Source organism: Shewanella sp. SW24 (genome assembly GCF_025653395.1).
GTDB lineage: Bacteria > Pseudomonadota > Gammaproteobacteria > Enterobacterales > Shewanellaceae > Shewanella > Shewanella oncorhynchi.
Window position 1 is genome coordinate 73452 of the sequence record NZ_JAKKSH010000005.1, and the last position, 15084, is coordinate 88535.

Genomic DNA, 15084 nt, shown 5'->3' on the forward strand with positions numbered 1-15084 from the left:
TTTAGTTCAAATTGATTTATTAGGAAGTGAACTCGATTTATTTAGCCTTGGTCAAAGAACCCTTGCGTAAATAAGTGAATTATTGTTATAAGATTCAGGCAATTAAAAGCATTACTGAAGGCGGGCATTAGATTGTAGTCATTTACATAGGCGGCATGCTCGCTACTAAAACGTTATATTTTAAGGAAGCATTGATGTATTTAATAGAGCTTTTTTCTGAAAAGTCAGATCAAGTAAGATTAGTCACATTTCTGCTATCAGCCCTTCTCGCTGTTTTTGTGGTTCTGATCAATCAGTACATTAATACCAAGAGAAATAAACGAGACTTTCTTCTGTCAAAAATTGAGGATTTATATAAGGCATCAATCGAATATACTAATCTTTGCACCGAAATACTTGATGATGTTCAGCACCAAAAAGTCGACTTTCCATCAGTTAACAAAGAGCATAAAAAGGAAATACAGAATATCATACGAAAAATGGAAATGCTATGTGGCTTATACTTCCCTGAGTCTCGCTTTGATACCAACGACTATCGATTGTGGAATATGGAGGTTCTTGAACATCTTGGAGAAGGTAAATATGCAGAAGAAAGTGAACTTCATTGTATGTGGGAAGATGCACGACAGCATATAGTTAATTCCGATGCGAAATTAGCAGTAATATGCTCCAATTTAATGAAGTCACATGGCTACAAAACATAACGAAGAAAAGTCAGCCGATGCATACTTGCGCGGTGGCATTAGGCATACCAAAATAATGGAGTATACATGACCACTGTTGTGTTTTTTGATGGTGCGATGGCCTCAGATAGTAAGTATGGATATAATTTTCTGGGTGTTGATGGTTTCCCCATTATCCCCAAAGTAGTTAAATATATAAACGGCAACTGTGAGTTCGTATGTGGATGTGCTGGCGCGTCCAATCTAATGGCGTTAGCTCAAGATTTTTTCGCTTTTCATTTTGAGAGCCTTTCCATGGAAAACATTGACGAGCTAATTGAACAGCTATCATCAATTATTGGCAGTTATGTAACTGAAAAACAAGCAGCATCAAATCACACGTTACTTGAATTATTGCTGGTGATAGACGGTAAATTTAAAGTTTTTTTCTATAATTTCGGCTCTAATATTTTACCTAAGTCTGATCAGTTTCCCGCCATTGGCTCAGGTTCGGAATATGTTAAGGAAGTCATTTTCAAACAACAGTCTCTTATTGAGCTAGTTCAATATGCTATTAGTAAAGACGAGGAAAGTGGAGGTATTATCTACACTACTGGCAACGTTTTACCTGACCAGCAAGCTAAAGCTGCAATGACTATTGAGAGCCCCATAAAAACAAATTTCCTTGAACAATTGGATGCAACGTATACCTAACAAGCGCTGCTGTCGAATAAGTTGTCCGCAGTGCTCAAAATTTGCTGTAGAGCTCGACGTTAACCTTTAAAATAACTAATCTGAAATTTACCAAATAGTGCCTTTTAACTAACAATTTTTTGTCCAAAAGTGAGCCAGTGAATCACTCTACACCAGACTGATTCACGCCAACCGCTAAAACCCGCTCTAGCGCCCCATTTGCGGCTATTCTGGGGCGGTTTGTTCCCTTAAGATGAATCAAATCTCTAGAGAACTGATTCATGTCCCTGTTATGCCTATTCCGACTGGTTATATCGTTCATTGATTAGTTTGTAGCCAAACGAAGCATTACTAATAGAATAGCTAATCCGAATCTGGCTCATAAGAGTGAATTATCTAACAAGGTTTTGTCCCAAAGCGTTTGTGTTGTAACATGTTGCTAGAGCATCATCAAATATGATCTATGGACTTAATTTGTGCACAAGTTTGATTCGGTATGAAAAGCGAACCCTTTCGGGTTCGCGAGTAAGTGGCTAACGCTTAACATTACGGCTGAATGTTAGCTTAAGCTTCGGCTTCAATAATCTGCTCAGCCCAGAATTGTTCGGCAGCGTCAAAATAGAGAATCGGGGGCAACCCGAATATCTGTTGAAACTCCGCGGTAAACAACTCGCAAAAGGCAGAAATATCATCTTTATACATCAACAATAGCATCGTCATTTCCAAGCCCATTAAATACTGAGTATCAAACTCAGCATGTTCCTCAAGAAGTGATTTACTGATGCTAATGCCTAAGTGTTGTCCTTTGATGTCGCGATGAAGATAGATATATCGAGTGAATTGTAAGGCTCTAGGATCGTTATCATTTTCGTCAATGTCAGCGAGTAACAAGACGGTACTATGATCATCCCAAGGGCTTTTTGATTTACGTTGATATACGCGAATAAACGGTGACTGACTCATTATTAACTCCTCGTTATTGTCCTTATCAATAACTAGAATTGGGCACCGGAAATTCTTTCGGTTCAGGGGTTAAGTTTAACGTTTTAAGTAAGAATCCCTTCTTAGCCTTTTGCTAGTAACTAATTATCCCCTCATCCTGCTAGTTTGTATTTTGCGATAAAGATGTACTAAGGGTACTAAGTAATTGCAATTTATAAACTCTACTTCTATAGTTGGTTTAATTTACTCTATATCCTGGTACTTATGGTGCAACTATGCCATCAAAAATAAACTGGCTGATTAATCATACGAGCCCTGGTGCGGTAGTGCTTCAGTCGTGGTTGACACAAAATGAGATCAGCTCATCTTTGGTGAGAAAATATGTGCAGAGTGGTTGGTTGTACAAGATAAGTGCGGGGGTTTACGTTCGTCCTGAGTCAACAGGCAAGTTACAGCCTCATTGGGTTGAAGCGCTCAAGGCTGTGAATGAACAGCTAAGGCTTCCTGTTCACCTTGCGGGAGTCAGTAGCCTAACGCATCAAGGGCTTAGTCATTATCTTCAACTAAGCAGCGAGCAAATTTGGGTTGGCTGTCAAAGTAAGCAGGCGTTGCCAAAGTGGTTCCGCGAATTGGAGGAGCAAAATTGGCTTTTCTATACCAGTAGCAAGCTGACCCAAACGTTGGAAAAAGACTTTATTACTATAGGGGTGAACAATAGGGAAGTTAAGGCAAGTTGTGCGGAGCTTGCAGCCTATGAGGTCGTCAATGCCATTGGCAAACATATCAGTTTTGAGCATGCCGCGGAGCTGTTTCAAGGGTTAGTGAATCTCAGCCCACGTAAAATACAGTCAATACTGAATCGAAGTGAAGCCGTACAAGCTAATCGCGTATTTCTCTTTTTAGGCCACTACTATCAACACCAGTGGAGCAAAAGGTTAGATGAGCAGCAAATCACGCTTGGTGCGGGAAAGCGTCAGGTGGTGGCTCATGGCCGTTACGATGGACGGTATCAAATAACAGTGCCTGCATCGTTTATTAAGGCAGAAGAAAATCAGTATGAATAAGTCATCGATATACTACCAGCAAGTGACCTTGCTTATTCGGATGCTGCCGCTCGTCGCCCAAGAGAAGGTATTTGCCCTAAAGGGCGGTACGGCTATCAACCTATTTGTGCGCAACTTCCCACGCTTATCGGTCGATATCGATTTGGCTTATCTTCCTTTGGAGCCAAGGGAACAAGCGCTACAAAGTGTGAAGGAAGCGCTTGGTCGTTTGACTGCGCAGATCAATCTACAACCGAACCTTAGTGCAGTATTTCAAGACAATAAATATGATGAGCTCAGGGTTGTCGTGACAAGTGATAGAGTCACAATAAAAATTGAAGTCTCTCCTGTTGCGAGAGGTACGCTACACAAAGCGGTATTAATGCCAGTCGTTGAGTTAGTTGAAGAGGAATTTGGGTATGCAGAGATCCCTGTTGTAAGCCTGCCTGATCTATACGGTGGTAAGTTATGTGCAGCGATGGATAGACAGCACCCAAGAGATCTATTCGATGTGAAAATGCTGCTGGCGGAAGAGGGGATCAGTCGAGAGATTTTAGTCGGCTTTCTCACTTATACACTTAGCCATCCAAGGCCCATTAATGAAGTGATGTCTCCACGCTGGAAACCGCTTGATGAAAGCTTTCAAACTGAATTCAATGGAATGACGACAAAGCCGATTAAACTCGATGAGCTTATTTTAACTCGCTCAGAAATGCTGACAGCGTTGCAGCATCACTTTACTGCAAAAGACAGAGACTTTTTATTATCCTTTAAACAGGGTCAGCCTGATTGGTCATTGTTTGATGAACCGAGCGTCGCGGCACTACCTGCGGTGAGATGGAAGTTATTGAATATCCAAAACCTAGCGAAAAATAAATCCAAGCATCAAGAACAACTCATTAAACTGGCTGATGTATTGGAGACGTGGGTTGCAGGTCGGATACTGTAATGTGCAGTGTATTGCCGATTTTATCTGATAGTTCGCTGTTTGTGGGCGTTGGCGACTTAGATTGAGCTAAGGCTATAAGCAAATAAAAAAAGCGAACCGTGAGGTTCGCGAGTAGGTGATTATTGAGGCGCGTTAGATTGCACTTCAATAATCTGCTTTTCCCAATATTGCTCCGCGGCTTCAAAGTAGACTGTCGGGTGATACCCTAAGACATACTCAAACTCTGCGGCAAATAATTGGCAAAAATTTTTTATATCATCAACATACATGAGCAAAAGCTGCATCATTTCTAAGTCGTTTAAAAACTGAGAGCTAAACTCAGGATGCTCCTCAAAAATAGATTGGCTAATACTCACACCTAGAACATGTCCATCTATATTTAAGTGAAGATAAATGTAGCGTGTAAACAGCAGCTCTATTGATGTTTGGTCGTTCAGTTTAATATCTGCAAGCAACACGACTTTGCAGTGTTCATGCCAAGGACTAAATGTTTTAAGCTGATTTACATGAATAAAAGTTGAGTGTTCCATTTGTTACTCCTATTGGTTTGGCCTTTCAACTTTTACTTAGGTCTGCACCATGGAACTTAGCCCTGTTTGCATAAATTGCTCAGCAAATGAAATTGCGAGTTCAATCTGAACGACGGACATTTTTTCACGCACTAAGCGTTGTTTAAGCATGTGCAGGAGTATTTCTTGCTCAACGTTGTCCTCGTAAGAAAAGGTGTTGCTATCAGGCATCTCTTTTTTAATTACATAGGTCATCAATTCGAAGACCATCAGCAGATTGTGGGCTTGTTGTTCAAACGCAGTCGATTGCATCATCGTGGTTTCTCGCTTTGCAGGAAAGTATGTCCTGAATAACTAGAAACGCACGATGAGAATTTCACTGTTCTGTCGTTAAATTTATACCGTCATATTCTGAGTTACGAGATTTTGACGTTACTTCGTACCTGCTACTAGTGCTCTGGCCTGAAGGATCTCGTTATCTACCATCTCGGAGTATTGAGTGTAACAACGCTTGATATCCAAATCCGTATGATGCGAATATCGCAACGTTGTCGTGACATTTCCATGGCCAAGGAACCGTTGCGTTTTAAAGATATCATGGCCCCCAGATTGAAAATGTGTCGCAGATGTATGACGAACAGTTGTAAAGTCAAAGTGTTCAAAACTCAGCGTTTTTTTGAAGTTTTTGACTAATTTACTGTAGTCTACTAGGTGTGATTTATGATCAATTGGATTAGGGAAAAGCCATTGACTTTTTGAGGAGTGAATTGGGTGTTGTAACCATTCTTTAATAATAACATCGAGGCCATTACACAATGGAGTGTATTGCGGCTGCTTAACTTTTCCCTTATCTCCTCGAATAATCAGCATGTTACTTTCCCAATAAATATCTGTTTTTTTGATTTTTAGTGCATAGCTCGGCCTTAACCCTAAGTAGATGCAAATTAAAATTAGAGGTGTCAGGTAGTCGTAGAACGGGCAGGAACCTATTTTTCCAAGCAGTTTGTTCCGGTCTCGTACAAATAATTTTTGGTAAATTTCTACTCGCTCTTCTTGGCTGTAATATTTATGCACCAAGTTTTTGGGAATAAATTTAAGCTCGCTGGTGTGAATGATCTCCTCCGGAATTTTATAATTATGAAATGGTGATGCGGAAGCCGATCGTAAAGCTGCTCTGAGTGATGAAATTGCGCCTTTAAGTGTTGATTCTGCCAAATCATATGGACATTCACTTTGTTGTTTCTGTTTTGTTGTTAGCTTTCTGATATGGCTTTCCTTCCAGAGAATTAGTAATTTTAAGTCTATTTTATCAATAGGATATGCTAGGAATTGTTTGAAGTGATAACGGATGATATTGATTTTATTTCGCGCTGTTTTTGGGTTTTTTGATATCAAAACCACTTCATATTCTTTCAGATACTCATCAAGCGTTAGGAGATTTGTGGAGGTCAAGTGGAATTGAGGTTTGGCGAGTTTAAGTAGATGAGCTGAAATAACGTTATCCAAATCTTGTTTTGGCGTAAGGTCGCAAATTTTCCTTGTTTTCAATTTCCCCGTGCTGCTTTCTCTCACTCTGCTATAAAAACTCATGGCTGCTAGGCTGTTGGGGACTAGCTCGTTAGTATCGTTATTTTGGAAGTTTTTGATATCTAAAATCCGAATGTAAAAGTTAGGTATATCTTTCACTGAAACGGTCAGATATTTTCGTTTACCTGAGTGCCATTCGTGAACAACCTGGATCAATTTAAGGTCTTTGTTCTGCGGCTCATTTCCGCTCCCGCTGACATTGAAGGTTTTGTGAAACTGTTGAATGACATCGTCGTTTGGCGATCCCACAATAATCAGGTTGAATGTATGAAGTAGAAGATCCCACATAAGTTGGTAGAGTTTCATTTGTTTTGCCTTTTGTTGTTTAAGATGGCAATAGCATGCAAATTTTTTTCAAAAGGCAGAAATTTCGATTATGCATAAAAAAATTAATGAGGAGTGTGCACAAGATTTCTAGACCAAACATAATCGTTTTTTTTGTTTTTTTTACGCACCAGATATTCTTCGCGGGTCTACCCACTAGGAGTTATTTGATGTCAGATGTAAGGCTATACACCGAAAAACAAACCGCGATGAGGTTGTCTATGTCAGTTAGCGCATTACAGAAGAGTCGAGCTAAGGGCTCAACTGCAATTGAGCTGGGGCATGCACCAAGCTTTATTAAGATTGGTAGTCTTGTACGCTACACGGCCGAGGATATTGAAAATTTTATTTCTTCAGCAAAGCAATATGCACTTGAGTCAGAATCGAAGTCCTCGACCAAAAAGCAAAATCTTGGAACCGTGATGTGGGGAAATACGGGGGGGAATGAGAGGACAGATAATAGTCAACATGTAGAAATGGTAGTTGAAGACTCTATGGAGGGGCGGCTGATAAAGGAAAAAAAACCTAAATGTTGGCTGACGGGTATTGGCTTATAGCATGTTGATATTGGGCCTAATCCTTTATTTCTTTGCTCTCAGGCCCATTGAACTTCTATAAGTTGCATACGCTTTATCAGGTAAGTAAGCATTATTAAAAAATGCTGTAATTGGACGAGTTGAACACTGGACTCGTCAAGATTGATACTTTCATCTTAAGCGACGCGTTAGAGCGTCGCTTTACTCTTTTCGGGTCATCTTCAGCTTCGTTTTTTTGCACTCTATTAACTCCCTAACTTTTATCATTCTAAGATGCTGACACGACCTAATGCGTGTTCCATTTTAGATAGAATAAATTTGTAGCTTGAATTGCCTTGAAGTTTGGTTAGACTGATGTTTTGCACCCTTTTGCATGGGGTTGCATGCAGTTTGTGCGATATAGGTGCGATCGTTCCTAGGTTCAGGTATTTCGAAGGTGAGAATGGGTGTGCTTTAGATACAAAAAAGCCCATTGAATCAATGGGCTTCTTCGTTGTATTGGGTGGTGGCCCCTCACGGACTTGAACCGTGGACCTAACGATTATGAGTCGTGTGCTCTAACCAACTGAGCTAAGGGGCCGACTTAAGGTAATCGTCATTACCTGAAGCGGGAGGAAGTATACTAAGCTTACTTACGCTTGTCACCCGTGTTTTGGCTGGAAATTCACGCAACTGATTCAATTGGTTATCTGTTAATCAACTTAAAATGCTATTGTCGCCTAAATTTAAGGCTTCGATGTTGTGCTTGTGCATAAATTGAGGTGATAAAGACAATAAAAAGCCCTGCATGGGCAGGGCTTTAATCCATCTTAGCTGACTTTAGGCTTGTAACAGCCTATTCATCTAGGAACGATTTTAAGATTTCTGAGCGTGAAGGGTGACGCAGTTTGCGCAGTGCTTTAGCTTCAATCTGACGAATACGTTCACGGGTCACGTCGAACTGTTTACCCACTTCTTCAAGTGTGTGGTCAGTGTTCATATCGATACCAAAACGCATACGCAGTACTTTCGCTTCACGGGCGGTTAGACCTGCTAACACTTCGTGAGTGGCGTTTTTCAAGCTTTCGCTGGTCGCTGAATCCAGTGGTAATTCGAGGGTTGTATCCTCGATAAAATCACCTAAATGCGAATCTTCATCGTCACCGATTGGGGTTTCCATGGAGATAGGTTCTTTAGCTATTTTCAGTACCTTACGGATCTTATCTTCCGGCATCATCATACGCTCAGCCAGTTCTTCAGGTGAAGGCTCGCGGCCCATTTCCTGTAGCATTTGGCGAGAGATACGGTTCAGCTTGTTGATCGTTTCGATCATGTGTACTGGAATTCGAATAGTACGCGCTTGGTCGGCGATAGAACGGGTAATCGCCTGACGGATCCACCAAGTAGCATAGGTCGAAAATTTATAACCACGACGGTATTCGAATTTATCTACGGCTTTCATTAAGCCAATGTTACCTTCTTGGATTAAGTCCAAGAATTGCAGACCACGGTTGGTGTATTTCTTCGCGATAGAAATTACCAGACGTAAGTTGGCTTCAACCATTTCTTTCTTCGCACGGCGAGCTTTGGCTTCACCGATTGACATACGACGGTTGATGTCTTTTATGGCAGAAATCGCTAAGCCGGTTTCTTCTTCAACTGCTGCAAGCTTGGTACGACAACGAATGACGTCATCTTCAACCATTCTTAGGCCTTCGGCATAAGGTTTCGTTGAGGCTTTCTCTGTGTTGAACCAATCAAGGTTGGTTTCGTTGCCAGTGAAGAATTTGACGAAGTTTTTCTTCGGCATTTTGGCTTGTTCAACGCACAGTTTTAACACTAAACGTTCTTGAACACGCACGCGGTCCATCATAGTGCGCATGCTTTTGACTAAACGGTCAAACTGCTTAGGTACTAAGCGGAATTCTTTGAAGATTTCGCCGATTTCGAAGAGGGCTTTTACCGATTCAGGGTGTTCACGGCCCTTAGCTTCGATAATTTTCAGTGCGCTTTCGTAAGCGGCTCTGAGTTGACCGAATCTTTCACGAGCTTCTTCAGGATCAGGCCCTTTGTTGCCTTCTTCTTCATCTTCGCTGTCATCGTCATCCTCTTCGTCATCTTCATCGTCCAGCTCTTCTTCAGATAATTCTGAGCCGATGTGAGTGGCGGTCGGGGCGACGTCATCTTCGTCCGGGTTTACAAATCCAGAGATAATATCAGATAAGCGCAGTTCGTCGGCTTCAAATTGGTCGAATTGCTCAAGGATCATAGCGATCGCTTGTGGATATTCGGCGACTGAACTTTGAACTGTGTTGATGCCTTCTTCGATGCGTTTGGCGATAACAATTTCGCCTTCGCGGGTCAGAAGCTCAACGGTACCCATTTCACGCATGTACATGCGTACGGGATCGGTTGTGCGGCCAAGTTCGCTTTCTACTGTTGCCAGTGCTGCGGCGGCTTCTTCTGCTGCATCTTCGTCTGTGTTGTCTTCCGACATCATCATGTCATCGGCATCGGGGGCTTCTTCGAACACCCGGATACCCATGTCATTTATCATCTGGATAATATCTTCGATCTGGTCAGAATCGACCATGTCTGCAGGTAAGTGATCGTTCACTTCTGCATAGGTTAAGTAACCTTGCTCTTTACCTTTGGCAAGCAACAGCTTAAGTTGCGACTGCGGAGTATGATCCATAGATATCATCCAAGTTGGGAAACTGTTACAACGACGGACACTTAGCATAAGCCAAGTGCCGCGCAAATCGTCAATTATAGCCGTGTGCACATATCTGTGCTAGTCACTGGGGTAGCGAATGAGGACATTTTTGCCTCAGTTTAACCCTTTCATGACTGAGATCAGCTTCGAGAGCTGCATCTTCTCTTCTTTTGTATGAGTCTGTTTTAGACTCAATTCCTGATATCGTTGTTCAATATATTGATTGTTCAACCAAACCAGGGTTTGTTTAAACTTTTCGAGCAAGTTTTCATCCGCCACTTGATGGTCCCATTGGGCCAATTTATGGAGAGTGCCGCTGTAAGGGTGCTCTCGGAATTGTTCAAGTAGTTGTGCGCTGTTTAACGTTTGCTCTCGAGTCATCTCCAATAACAGTGGCAGCAATTCTATGCCTGGCATCTGCAAGTGGGCGAGTGCGGGTTGTGGGGGTAAACCCATACCCAGTTTAGGATGTTGTACTAGCAGTGCGATGGCGAGTCGCAATGGTGTACCGCGTCCTTTTAATCCTTTACTTGCCATTGGTTTAGCTTGTTTTACGCTAAAGCCTAGCTTCTTTTTCATATCTTCAGAGCTGTTCATTCCTAACTTGTGAGCTAAGTTCTCAAGTAGTAAATTTTGCAGCACAGTGTCTTGAATTTTTTCAATTAAGATAAAAGCTTGTTTCGCTAAGTTGCCTTTATCTGTACCGTATTTTGTCGCTAACGTGTCAAATAGAAACTCGGGTAGTGCAATGGCAGAGTCCATTAAGGTTTCAAATGCATCTTTACCAATTTTACGAACCATAGAATCAGGATCTTCGGCCTGAGGCAGGAACATAAATCGCACTTGATCGCCCGGCTTTAATAATGGCAATGCTGTTTCTAAGGCGCGCCATGCCGCTTCAGTACCCGCTCTGTCACCGTCGTAACAGCAAATCACTTCTTTAGCGCTGCGCAGCAAAAGCTGAAATTGCTCAGCTGTGGTCGAGGTGCCTAATGAAGCGACAGCATAATCTACGCCAAATTGCGCCAATGCCACCACATCCATATAGCCTTCAACGATCAGTACTTTGTCTGGATCGCGATAGCGCTGCTTTAGTTCGTAGAGACCATAAAGCTCATTGCCCTTATGAAATATGGGCGTTTCTGGAGAATTCAAGTATTTGGGTGTGCCATCACCTAAAACTCTGCCACCAAAACCAATGACTCGTCCGCGCCTGTCGCGGATAGGAAACATGAGGCGGTCACGAAATCTGTCGTAACGTTTCCCACTGTCGTTGCTAATTAACATCCCCGCAGTCAGTAACTTATCCTGCGCATCTTGATTCTGACGATAGCGGCCCAATAAGCCATCCCAACCGTCTGGCGCAAAGCCAATACCAAAATGTTCTACTACATCATCGGATAAACCGCGATAGGCAAGATAATCGATAACTTTTTGTTTATCTTGGTGTTGTCTAAGTTGGTTTTGAAAGTAAAGGCTCGCTTCTTCCATGAGTTGATATAAGTCACGGCTTAAACCGTCATCATGTCGCTTGCCTGTGCCTTGTTCTCTGGGAACCTCTAATCCAAGCTGGCCCGCCAAATCTTCAATGGCATCAATAAAATCGAGTCGGTCATACTCCATCACAAAATCGATGGCGTTGCCGTGAGCACCGCAGCCAAAGCAATGATAGAACTGTTTATCACGGCTGACGGTAAACGAAGGTGATTTTTCGCTATGAAAAGGACAACAGGCCGAGTAGTTCTTACCCGCCTTTTTCAAGGGCACCTTACGATCGATAAGTTCGACTATGTCAGTGCGAGCGATTAGCTCATTGATAAAATCACGAGGTATTGCCATTGAGTGCTTAAAATCCCGCCTTGCGCGAATTTAAACAAACAAGCCGCGCATAGGCACGGCTTGTTCATACAGTGAAACGCTAATTATTGCAATTTAGCACGGATCATAGCGCCGATAGCGCCCATGTCTGCACGTCCTTGCACTTTAGATTTCAATGCTCCCATTACTTTGCCCATATCCGCCATGGCGGATGCACCTACTTCTACAATAGTTGCATCGATGAGCGCCGCGATTTCCGCCTCTGTAAGAGGGGTAGGCAGGAAAGCTTCAATAACTTGAATCTCTGCTGCTTCCACGTCGGCCAACTCGTTACGACCCGCTGCTTCAAATTGAGCAATCGAGTCACGACGTTGTTTCACCATTTTGGTTAAGACCGCTATAACCTGTTCATCAGTCAGAGATTCGCGGGTATCCACTTCAATCTGCTTGATGGCGGCTAATGCCATACGAATAGTGCTCAAGCGCGCCTTCTCTTTGGCGATCATGGCCTGTTTCATATGGTCTTTTAGCTGATCAATTAGGCTCATATGAGATTAATATAAACGTACGCGACGTGCGTTTTCGCGAGAAAGCTTCTTAGCTAAACGTTTAACTGCAGCTGCTTTTGCGCGCTTACGTGCAGTAGTTGGCTTCTCGTAGAATTCACGAGCACGCACGTCGGCTAAAATACCAGCTTTTTCACAAGAGCGCTTGAAACGACGCAGAGCTACGTCGAATGGTTCGTTTTCACGTACTTTAATAATTGGCATACGCCATCACCCCTTAGGTGTAGGTTGTTCTGGTTCAATTGCTCGAACCAAGTCTATTTAAAATGGTGCGGAATTTTATACCGAGACACCTAGGCTTGTAAAGCCCTAAAACTGAGCTCAGTCCTATAGTGGACTCAATATGGCCTGCGCGACTGGAGTAATCGAGCGCTTGCAGGTAGAATTGGCGTCCTTTAGTTAGCAATTGATGAGACACCATGCGGGTTTTAGGTATTGAAACATCCTGTGACGAGACAGGTATCGCCGTCTATGACGATGAACTGGGCTTATTATCTCATACTTTATACAGTCAGGTTAAGCTGCATGCTGACTATGGTGGTGTGGTGCCTGAGTTGGCGTCACGTGACCATGTGCGCAAAATTGTGCCGCTTATTCGTCAAGCGCTGAAGGATGCGAATACTGAAATGGCTGATCTCGATGGGATTGCCTATACCAAGGGCCCAGGTTTGATTGGCGCCTTACTCGTCGGCGCCTGTGTGGGGCGGTCACTGGCGTTTGCTTGGGACAAGCCTGCCATTGGTGTGCATCATATGGAAGGACATCTACTGGCGCCTATGCTTGAAGATGACGCGCCCGAGTTCCCATTTGTGGCCTTATTAGTCTCTGGTGGCCATTCTATGTTGGTTAAAGTCGATGGAATTGGCCGCTATGAAGTATTAGGCGAGTCTGTTGATGATGCTGCGGGTGAAGCGTTTGATAAAACAGCTAAGTTAATGGGGCTGGATTATCCCGGCGGTCCGCGTTTAGCAAAGCTTGCTGCTAAAGGTTTACCTGCAGGGTATAAGTTTCCGCGGCCTATGACCGATAGACCTGGACTCGATTTTAGCTTTTCGGGTCTAAAAACTTTTACCGCTAATACCATTGCTGCCGAACCTGACGATGAACAGACTCGTGCCAATATTGCGCGTGCTTTTGAAGAAGCTGTGGTTGATACGTTAGCGATTAAATGTCGCCGTGCACTGAAGCAAACAGGCTATAACCGCTTAGTGATCGCCGGTGGCGTGAGTGCGAATACGCGCTTAAGAGAAACCTTGGCTGAAATGATGAGCTCGCTTGGTGGACAAGTATTTTATCCCCGTGGTGAGTTTTGTACTGATAACGGCGCTATGATTGCCTTTGCAGGATTGCAGCGTTTAAAGGCGGGGCAGCACGAAGATTTGGCGGTAAAAGGTCAGCCAAGATGGCCGTTAGATACCTTGCCACCTGTGGCATAAAACGCCTTTGATGTTGATAGGTTATGTTGAGACAAAAAAACTGCGCTTATAGCGCAGTTTTTTTATTAGGATAATGTTGTCACATTAAGATTTTTTAGGCGTTTTTTTACGTGAAACTTTGGACTCTTCACCTTTAAGTAGCCGTTGGATATTGTCTTTATGACGAATAATGATAAGCGTCGATAGCATGGCAACGGGAATGGTAAATCTGTCGTCTAACCACCAAGTATAAAGTGGTGCAAGCAAGGCCGTCAGAATGGCTGCAAGGGACGAGTAGCGGCTAATTAAGAGGAGGACAATCCAAGATGCCATTAAGCAAATGGCTAAATCATCGCCAATGGGAGCCATAGCGCCAAAAGCTGTTGCGACACCTTTCCCCCCCTTAAATCCAAAAAATACGGGATAAATATGCCCAAGGCAGGCGGCGATAGCGATAAGTCCGAGTGATACTGCATCTATGCCCATCAGATAGGCTAGATAAGATGGTAGGGCGCCTTTGAGCATGTCGAAAAACAACACCATGGCAGCCGAACTCGCGCCGCCAATTCGCAGTACATTGGTGGCTCCCGGATTACCTGAACCCTGTAATCTTGGATCGGGTAAGCCCCTCATTCTACAAACCAGCACAGCACTCGAGATTGAACCTGCCAAATAGGCGGCCAAAATCATCAAAAGTGTCAGTGTTAATGGACTCACATTGGTTTCCTTACGCGTCTTAAGGTATTATCGCGCAACAATTTAAAAAGCTGACTCAGTTGTCAATCCTGCTATAGGTTTGTGGAATAACTCGCCCATTTGAGGTTGAGATATTTTCTGAATGAGCAAATCCTTTTAGGGCGTTATCCTACTGTGGATTGGCTCGAGTAGAAAGCAAATTAGTTATCTGTCAGAAGATTGCGGATTATACAGCTAGGATCGCTTTTAGCTTATCAGACCTCATAGTAGTAAGTTAGTTGGAGAAAGCATGGATAAAGTACTTATACGGCAATTACGCGTTGATACTGTGATTGGTGTCTATGAGTGGGAAAAGACAATCCATCAGAGCCTGTTGCTAGATTTAGATATGGCGTGGGATAACAAACCTGCCGCCGCGACAGACGATTATCAATATGCGCTTTGCTATGAGACAGTTTCCAATCGATTAACAGAACTTATTACTGAGCATCCAATCGAGTTAATCGAAACGGTTGCCGAGCGCGTGGCGGATTGCTTACTTCAAGAATTTAACGTGACTTGGGTGAAAGTTGTCGTGATGAAGCCGGGGGCAGTAGCCACTGCCGCGTTTGTTGGCGTTGAGATAGAGCGTTCACGTTAGATAAGAGTT

At 43.1% G+C, this 15084-nt stretch carries 16 protein-coding genes and 1 tRNA gene; 7 read left to right on the plus strand and 10 right to left on the minus strand.

What is annotated here, in order from left to right; translation table 11 throughout:
* The first annotated feature begins 194 nt into the window (after positions 1 to 194).
* Positions 195 to 704, plus strand: coding sequence for a hypothetical protein (locus L5M17_RS06180; RefSeq protein ID WP_259582411.1), 510 nt, complete (start codon positions 195 to 197; stop codon positions 702 to 704).
* Positions 705 to 770: 66 nt separating this feature from the next.
* Positions 771 to 1376: a hypothetical protein gene (locus L5M17_RS06185; RefSeq protein ID WP_259582412.1), complete on the plus strand. Its 606-nt coding sequence runs from the start codon at positions 771 to 773 to the stop codon at positions 1374 to 1376.
* 543 nt (positions 1377 to 1919) lie between these two features.
* Here the strand turns inward: L5M17_RS06185 and L5M17_RS06190 are convergent.
* Positions 1920 to 2318, minus strand: coding sequence for a hypothetical protein (locus tag L5M17_RS06190; RefSeq protein ID WP_248943596.1), 399 nt, complete (start codon positions 2316 to 2318; stop codon positions 1920 to 1922).
* 254 nt (positions 2319 to 2572) lie between these two features.
* Between L5M17_RS06190 and L5M17_RS06195 the strand changes: the two genes are divergently transcribed.
* Both L5M17_RS06195 and L5M17_RS06200 read left to right on the plus strand, forming a co-directional pair.
* A complete protein-coding gene (locus L5M17_RS06195; RefSeq protein ID WP_248943597.1) occupies positions 2573 to 3361 on the plus strand; it encodes a type IV toxin-antitoxin system AbiEi family antitoxin in 789 nt (262 codons plus the stop codon).
* The gene (locus tag L5M17_RS06200) at positions 3354 to 4289 is read left to right on the plus strand and encodes a nucleotidyl transferase AbiEii/AbiGii toxin family protein (protein ID WP_220778073.1); all 936 of its coding nucleotides are present in this window, start codon (positions 3354 to 3356) and stop codon (positions 4287 to 4289) included. Before L5M17_RS06195 ends, L5M17_RS06200 begins: the two co-directional genes overlap by 8 nt.
* A 119-nt stretch (positions 4290 to 4408) precedes the next feature.
* Here L5M17_RS06200 and L5M17_RS06205 read toward each other — a convergent pair whose 3' ends face one another.
* The 3 genes from L5M17_RS06205 to L5M17_RS06215 form a co-directional block, all read right to left on the minus strand.
* On the minus strand, positions 4409 to 4819 hold the full coding sequence (locus L5M17_RS06205; protein ID WP_220778074.1) for a hypothetical protein: 411 nt from the start codon (positions 4817 to 4819) through the stop codon (positions 4409 to 4411).
* A 36-nt stretch (positions 4820 to 4855) separates the two neighbouring features.
* Complete coding sequence (locus L5M17_RS06210; RefSeq protein ID WP_107404660.1) at positions 4856 to 5113, minus strand: hypothetical protein; 258 nt, start codon at positions 5111 to 5113, stop codon at positions 4856 to 4858.
* 117 nt (positions 5114 to 5230) lie between these two features.
* The gene (locus tag L5M17_RS06215; protein ID WP_107404062.1) at positions 5231 to 6691 is read right to left on the minus strand and encodes a tyrosine-type recombinase/integrase; all 1461 of its coding nucleotides are present in this window, start codon (positions 6689 to 6691) and stop codon (positions 5231 to 5233) included.
* Positions 6692 to 6879: 188 nt separating this feature from the next.
* Here L5M17_RS06215 and L5M17_RS06220 point away from each other — a divergent pair, with 188 nt between their 5' ends.
* Positions 6880 to 7266 (plus strand): helix-turn-helix transcriptional regulator, encoded by a 387-nt coding sequence (locus tag L5M17_RS06220; protein WP_107404063.1) that lies wholly within the window; start codon positions 6880 to 6882, stop codon positions 7264 to 7266.
* A gap of 482 nt (positions 7267 to 7748) precedes the next feature.
* Here L5M17_RS06220 and L5M17_RS06225 read toward each other — a convergent pair.
* The 5 genes from L5M17_RS06225 to rpsU all read right to left on the minus strand — a co-directional run bounded on the left by L5M17_RS06225 (position 7749) and on the right by rpsU (position 12528).
* Positions 7749 to 7825, minus strand: a tRNA-Ile gene (locus L5M17_RS06225).
* 255 nt (positions 7826 to 8080) lie between these two features.
* A complete protein-coding gene (gene rpoD / locus L5M17_RS06230) occupies positions 8081 to 9919 on the minus strand; it encodes an RNA polymerase sigma factor RpoD (RefSeq protein WP_105249892.1) in 1839 nt (612 codons plus the stop codon).
* Positions 9920 to 10054: 135 nt separating this feature from the next.
* Positions 10055 to 11779 (minus strand): DNA primase, encoded by a 1725-nt coding sequence (dnaG, locus tag L5M17_RS06235; RefSeq protein ID WP_105249891.1) that lies wholly within the window; start codon positions 11777 to 11779, stop codon positions 10055 to 10057.
* Between the two features lie 83 nt (positions 11780 to 11862).
* A complete protein-coding gene (locus L5M17_RS06240) occupies positions 11863 to 12306 on the minus strand; it encodes a GatB/YqeY domain-containing protein (protein ID WP_028760869.1) in 444 nt (147 codons plus the stop codon).
* A gap of 6 nt (positions 12307 to 12312) precedes the next feature.
* Positions 12313 to 12528 carry a 30S ribosomal protein S21 gene (gene rpsU, locus L5M17_RS06245; RefSeq protein WP_006080725.1) on the minus strand — a complete coding sequence of 72 codons (216 nt, stop codon included), beginning with the start codon at positions 12526 to 12528 and terminating at the stop codon, positions 12313 to 12315.
* 215 nt (positions 12529 to 12743) lie between these two features.
* Between rpsU and tsaD the strand changes: the two genes are divergently transcribed.
* Positions 12744 to 13760: a tRNA (adenosine(37)-N6)-threonylcarbamoyltransferase complex transferase subunit TsaD gene (gene tsaD / locus L5M17_RS06250; protein ID WP_071939217.1), complete on the plus strand. Its 1017-nt coding sequence runs from the start codon at positions 12744 to 12746 to the stop codon at positions 13758 to 13760.
* Between the two features lie 84 nt (positions 13761 to 13844).
* Here the strand turns inward: tsaD and plsY are convergent, their stop codons facing one another.
* Positions 13845 to 14456 carry a glycerol-3-phosphate 1-O-acyltransferase PlsY gene (plsY, locus tag L5M17_RS06255; protein ID WP_028760867.1) on the minus strand — a complete coding sequence of 204 codons (612 nt, stop codon included), beginning with the start codon at positions 14454 to 14456 and terminating at the stop codon, positions 13845 to 13847.
* Between the two features lie 268 nt (positions 14457 to 14724).
* On the opposite strand from plsY, the gene folB reads away from it, so the two are divergent.
* Complete coding sequence (folB, locus tag L5M17_RS06260) at positions 14725 to 15075, plus strand: dihydroneopterin aldolase (protein ID WP_131523061.1); 351 nt, start codon at positions 14725 to 14727, stop codon at positions 15073 to 15075.
* Positions 15076 to 15084 lie beyond the last annotated feature (9 nt).

Coding starts and splice junctions, on each gene's coding strand:
- L5M17_RS06180 (WP_259582411.1), top strand. CDS start 195: ATGTATTTAATAGAGCTTTTTTCTGAAAAGTCAGATCAAGTAAGATTA.
- L5M17_RS06185 (WP_259582412.1), top strand. CDS start 771: ATGACCACTGTTGTGTTTTTTGATGGTGCGATGGCCTCAGATAGTAAG.
- L5M17_RS06190 (WP_248943596.1), bottom strand. CDS start 2,318: ATGAGTCAGTCACCGTTTATTCGCGTATATCAACGTAAATCAAAAAGC.
- L5M17_RS06195 (WP_248943597.1), top strand. CDS start 2,573: ATGCCATCAAAAATAAACTGGCTGATTAATCATACGAGCCCTGGTGCG.
- L5M17_RS06200 (WP_220778073.1), top strand. CDS start 3,354: ATGAATAAGTCATCGATATACTACCAGCAAGTGACCTTGCTTATTCGG.
- L5M17_RS06205 (WP_220778074.1), bottom strand. CDS start 4,819: ATGGAACACTCAACTTTTATTCATGTAAATCAGCTTAAAACATTTAGT.
- L5M17_RS06210 (WP_107404660.1), bottom strand. CDS start 5,113: ATGATGCAATCGACTGCGTTTGAACAACAAGCCCACAATCTGCTGATG.
- L5M17_RS06215 (WP_107404062.1), bottom strand. CDS start 6,691: ATGAAACTCTACCAACTTATGTGGGATCTTCTACTTCATACATTCAAC.
- L5M17_RS06220 (WP_107404063.1), top strand. CDS start 6,880: ATGTCAGATGTAAGGCTATACACCGAAAAACAAACCGCGATGAGGTTG.
- rpoD (WP_105249892.1), bottom strand. CDS start 9,919: ATGGATCATACTCCGCAGTCGCAACTTAAGCTGTTGCTTGCCAAAGGT.
- dnaG (WP_105249891.1), bottom strand. CDS start 11,779: ATGGCAATACCTCGTGATTTTATCAATGAGCTAATCGCTCGCACTGAC.
- L5M17_RS06240 (WP_028760869.1), bottom strand. CDS start 12,306: ATGAGCCTAATTGATCAGCTAAAAGACCATATGAAACAGGCCATGATC.
- rpsU (WP_006080725.1), bottom strand. CDS start 12,528: ATGCCAATTATTAAAGTACGTGAAAACGAACCATTCGACGTAGCTCTG.
- tsaD (WP_071939217.1), top strand. CDS start 12,744: ATGCGGGTTTTAGGTATTGAAACATCCTGTGACGAGACAGGTATCGCC.
- folB (WP_131523061.1), top strand. CDS start 14,725: ATGGATAAAGTACTTATACGGCAATTACGCGTTGATACTGTGATTGGT.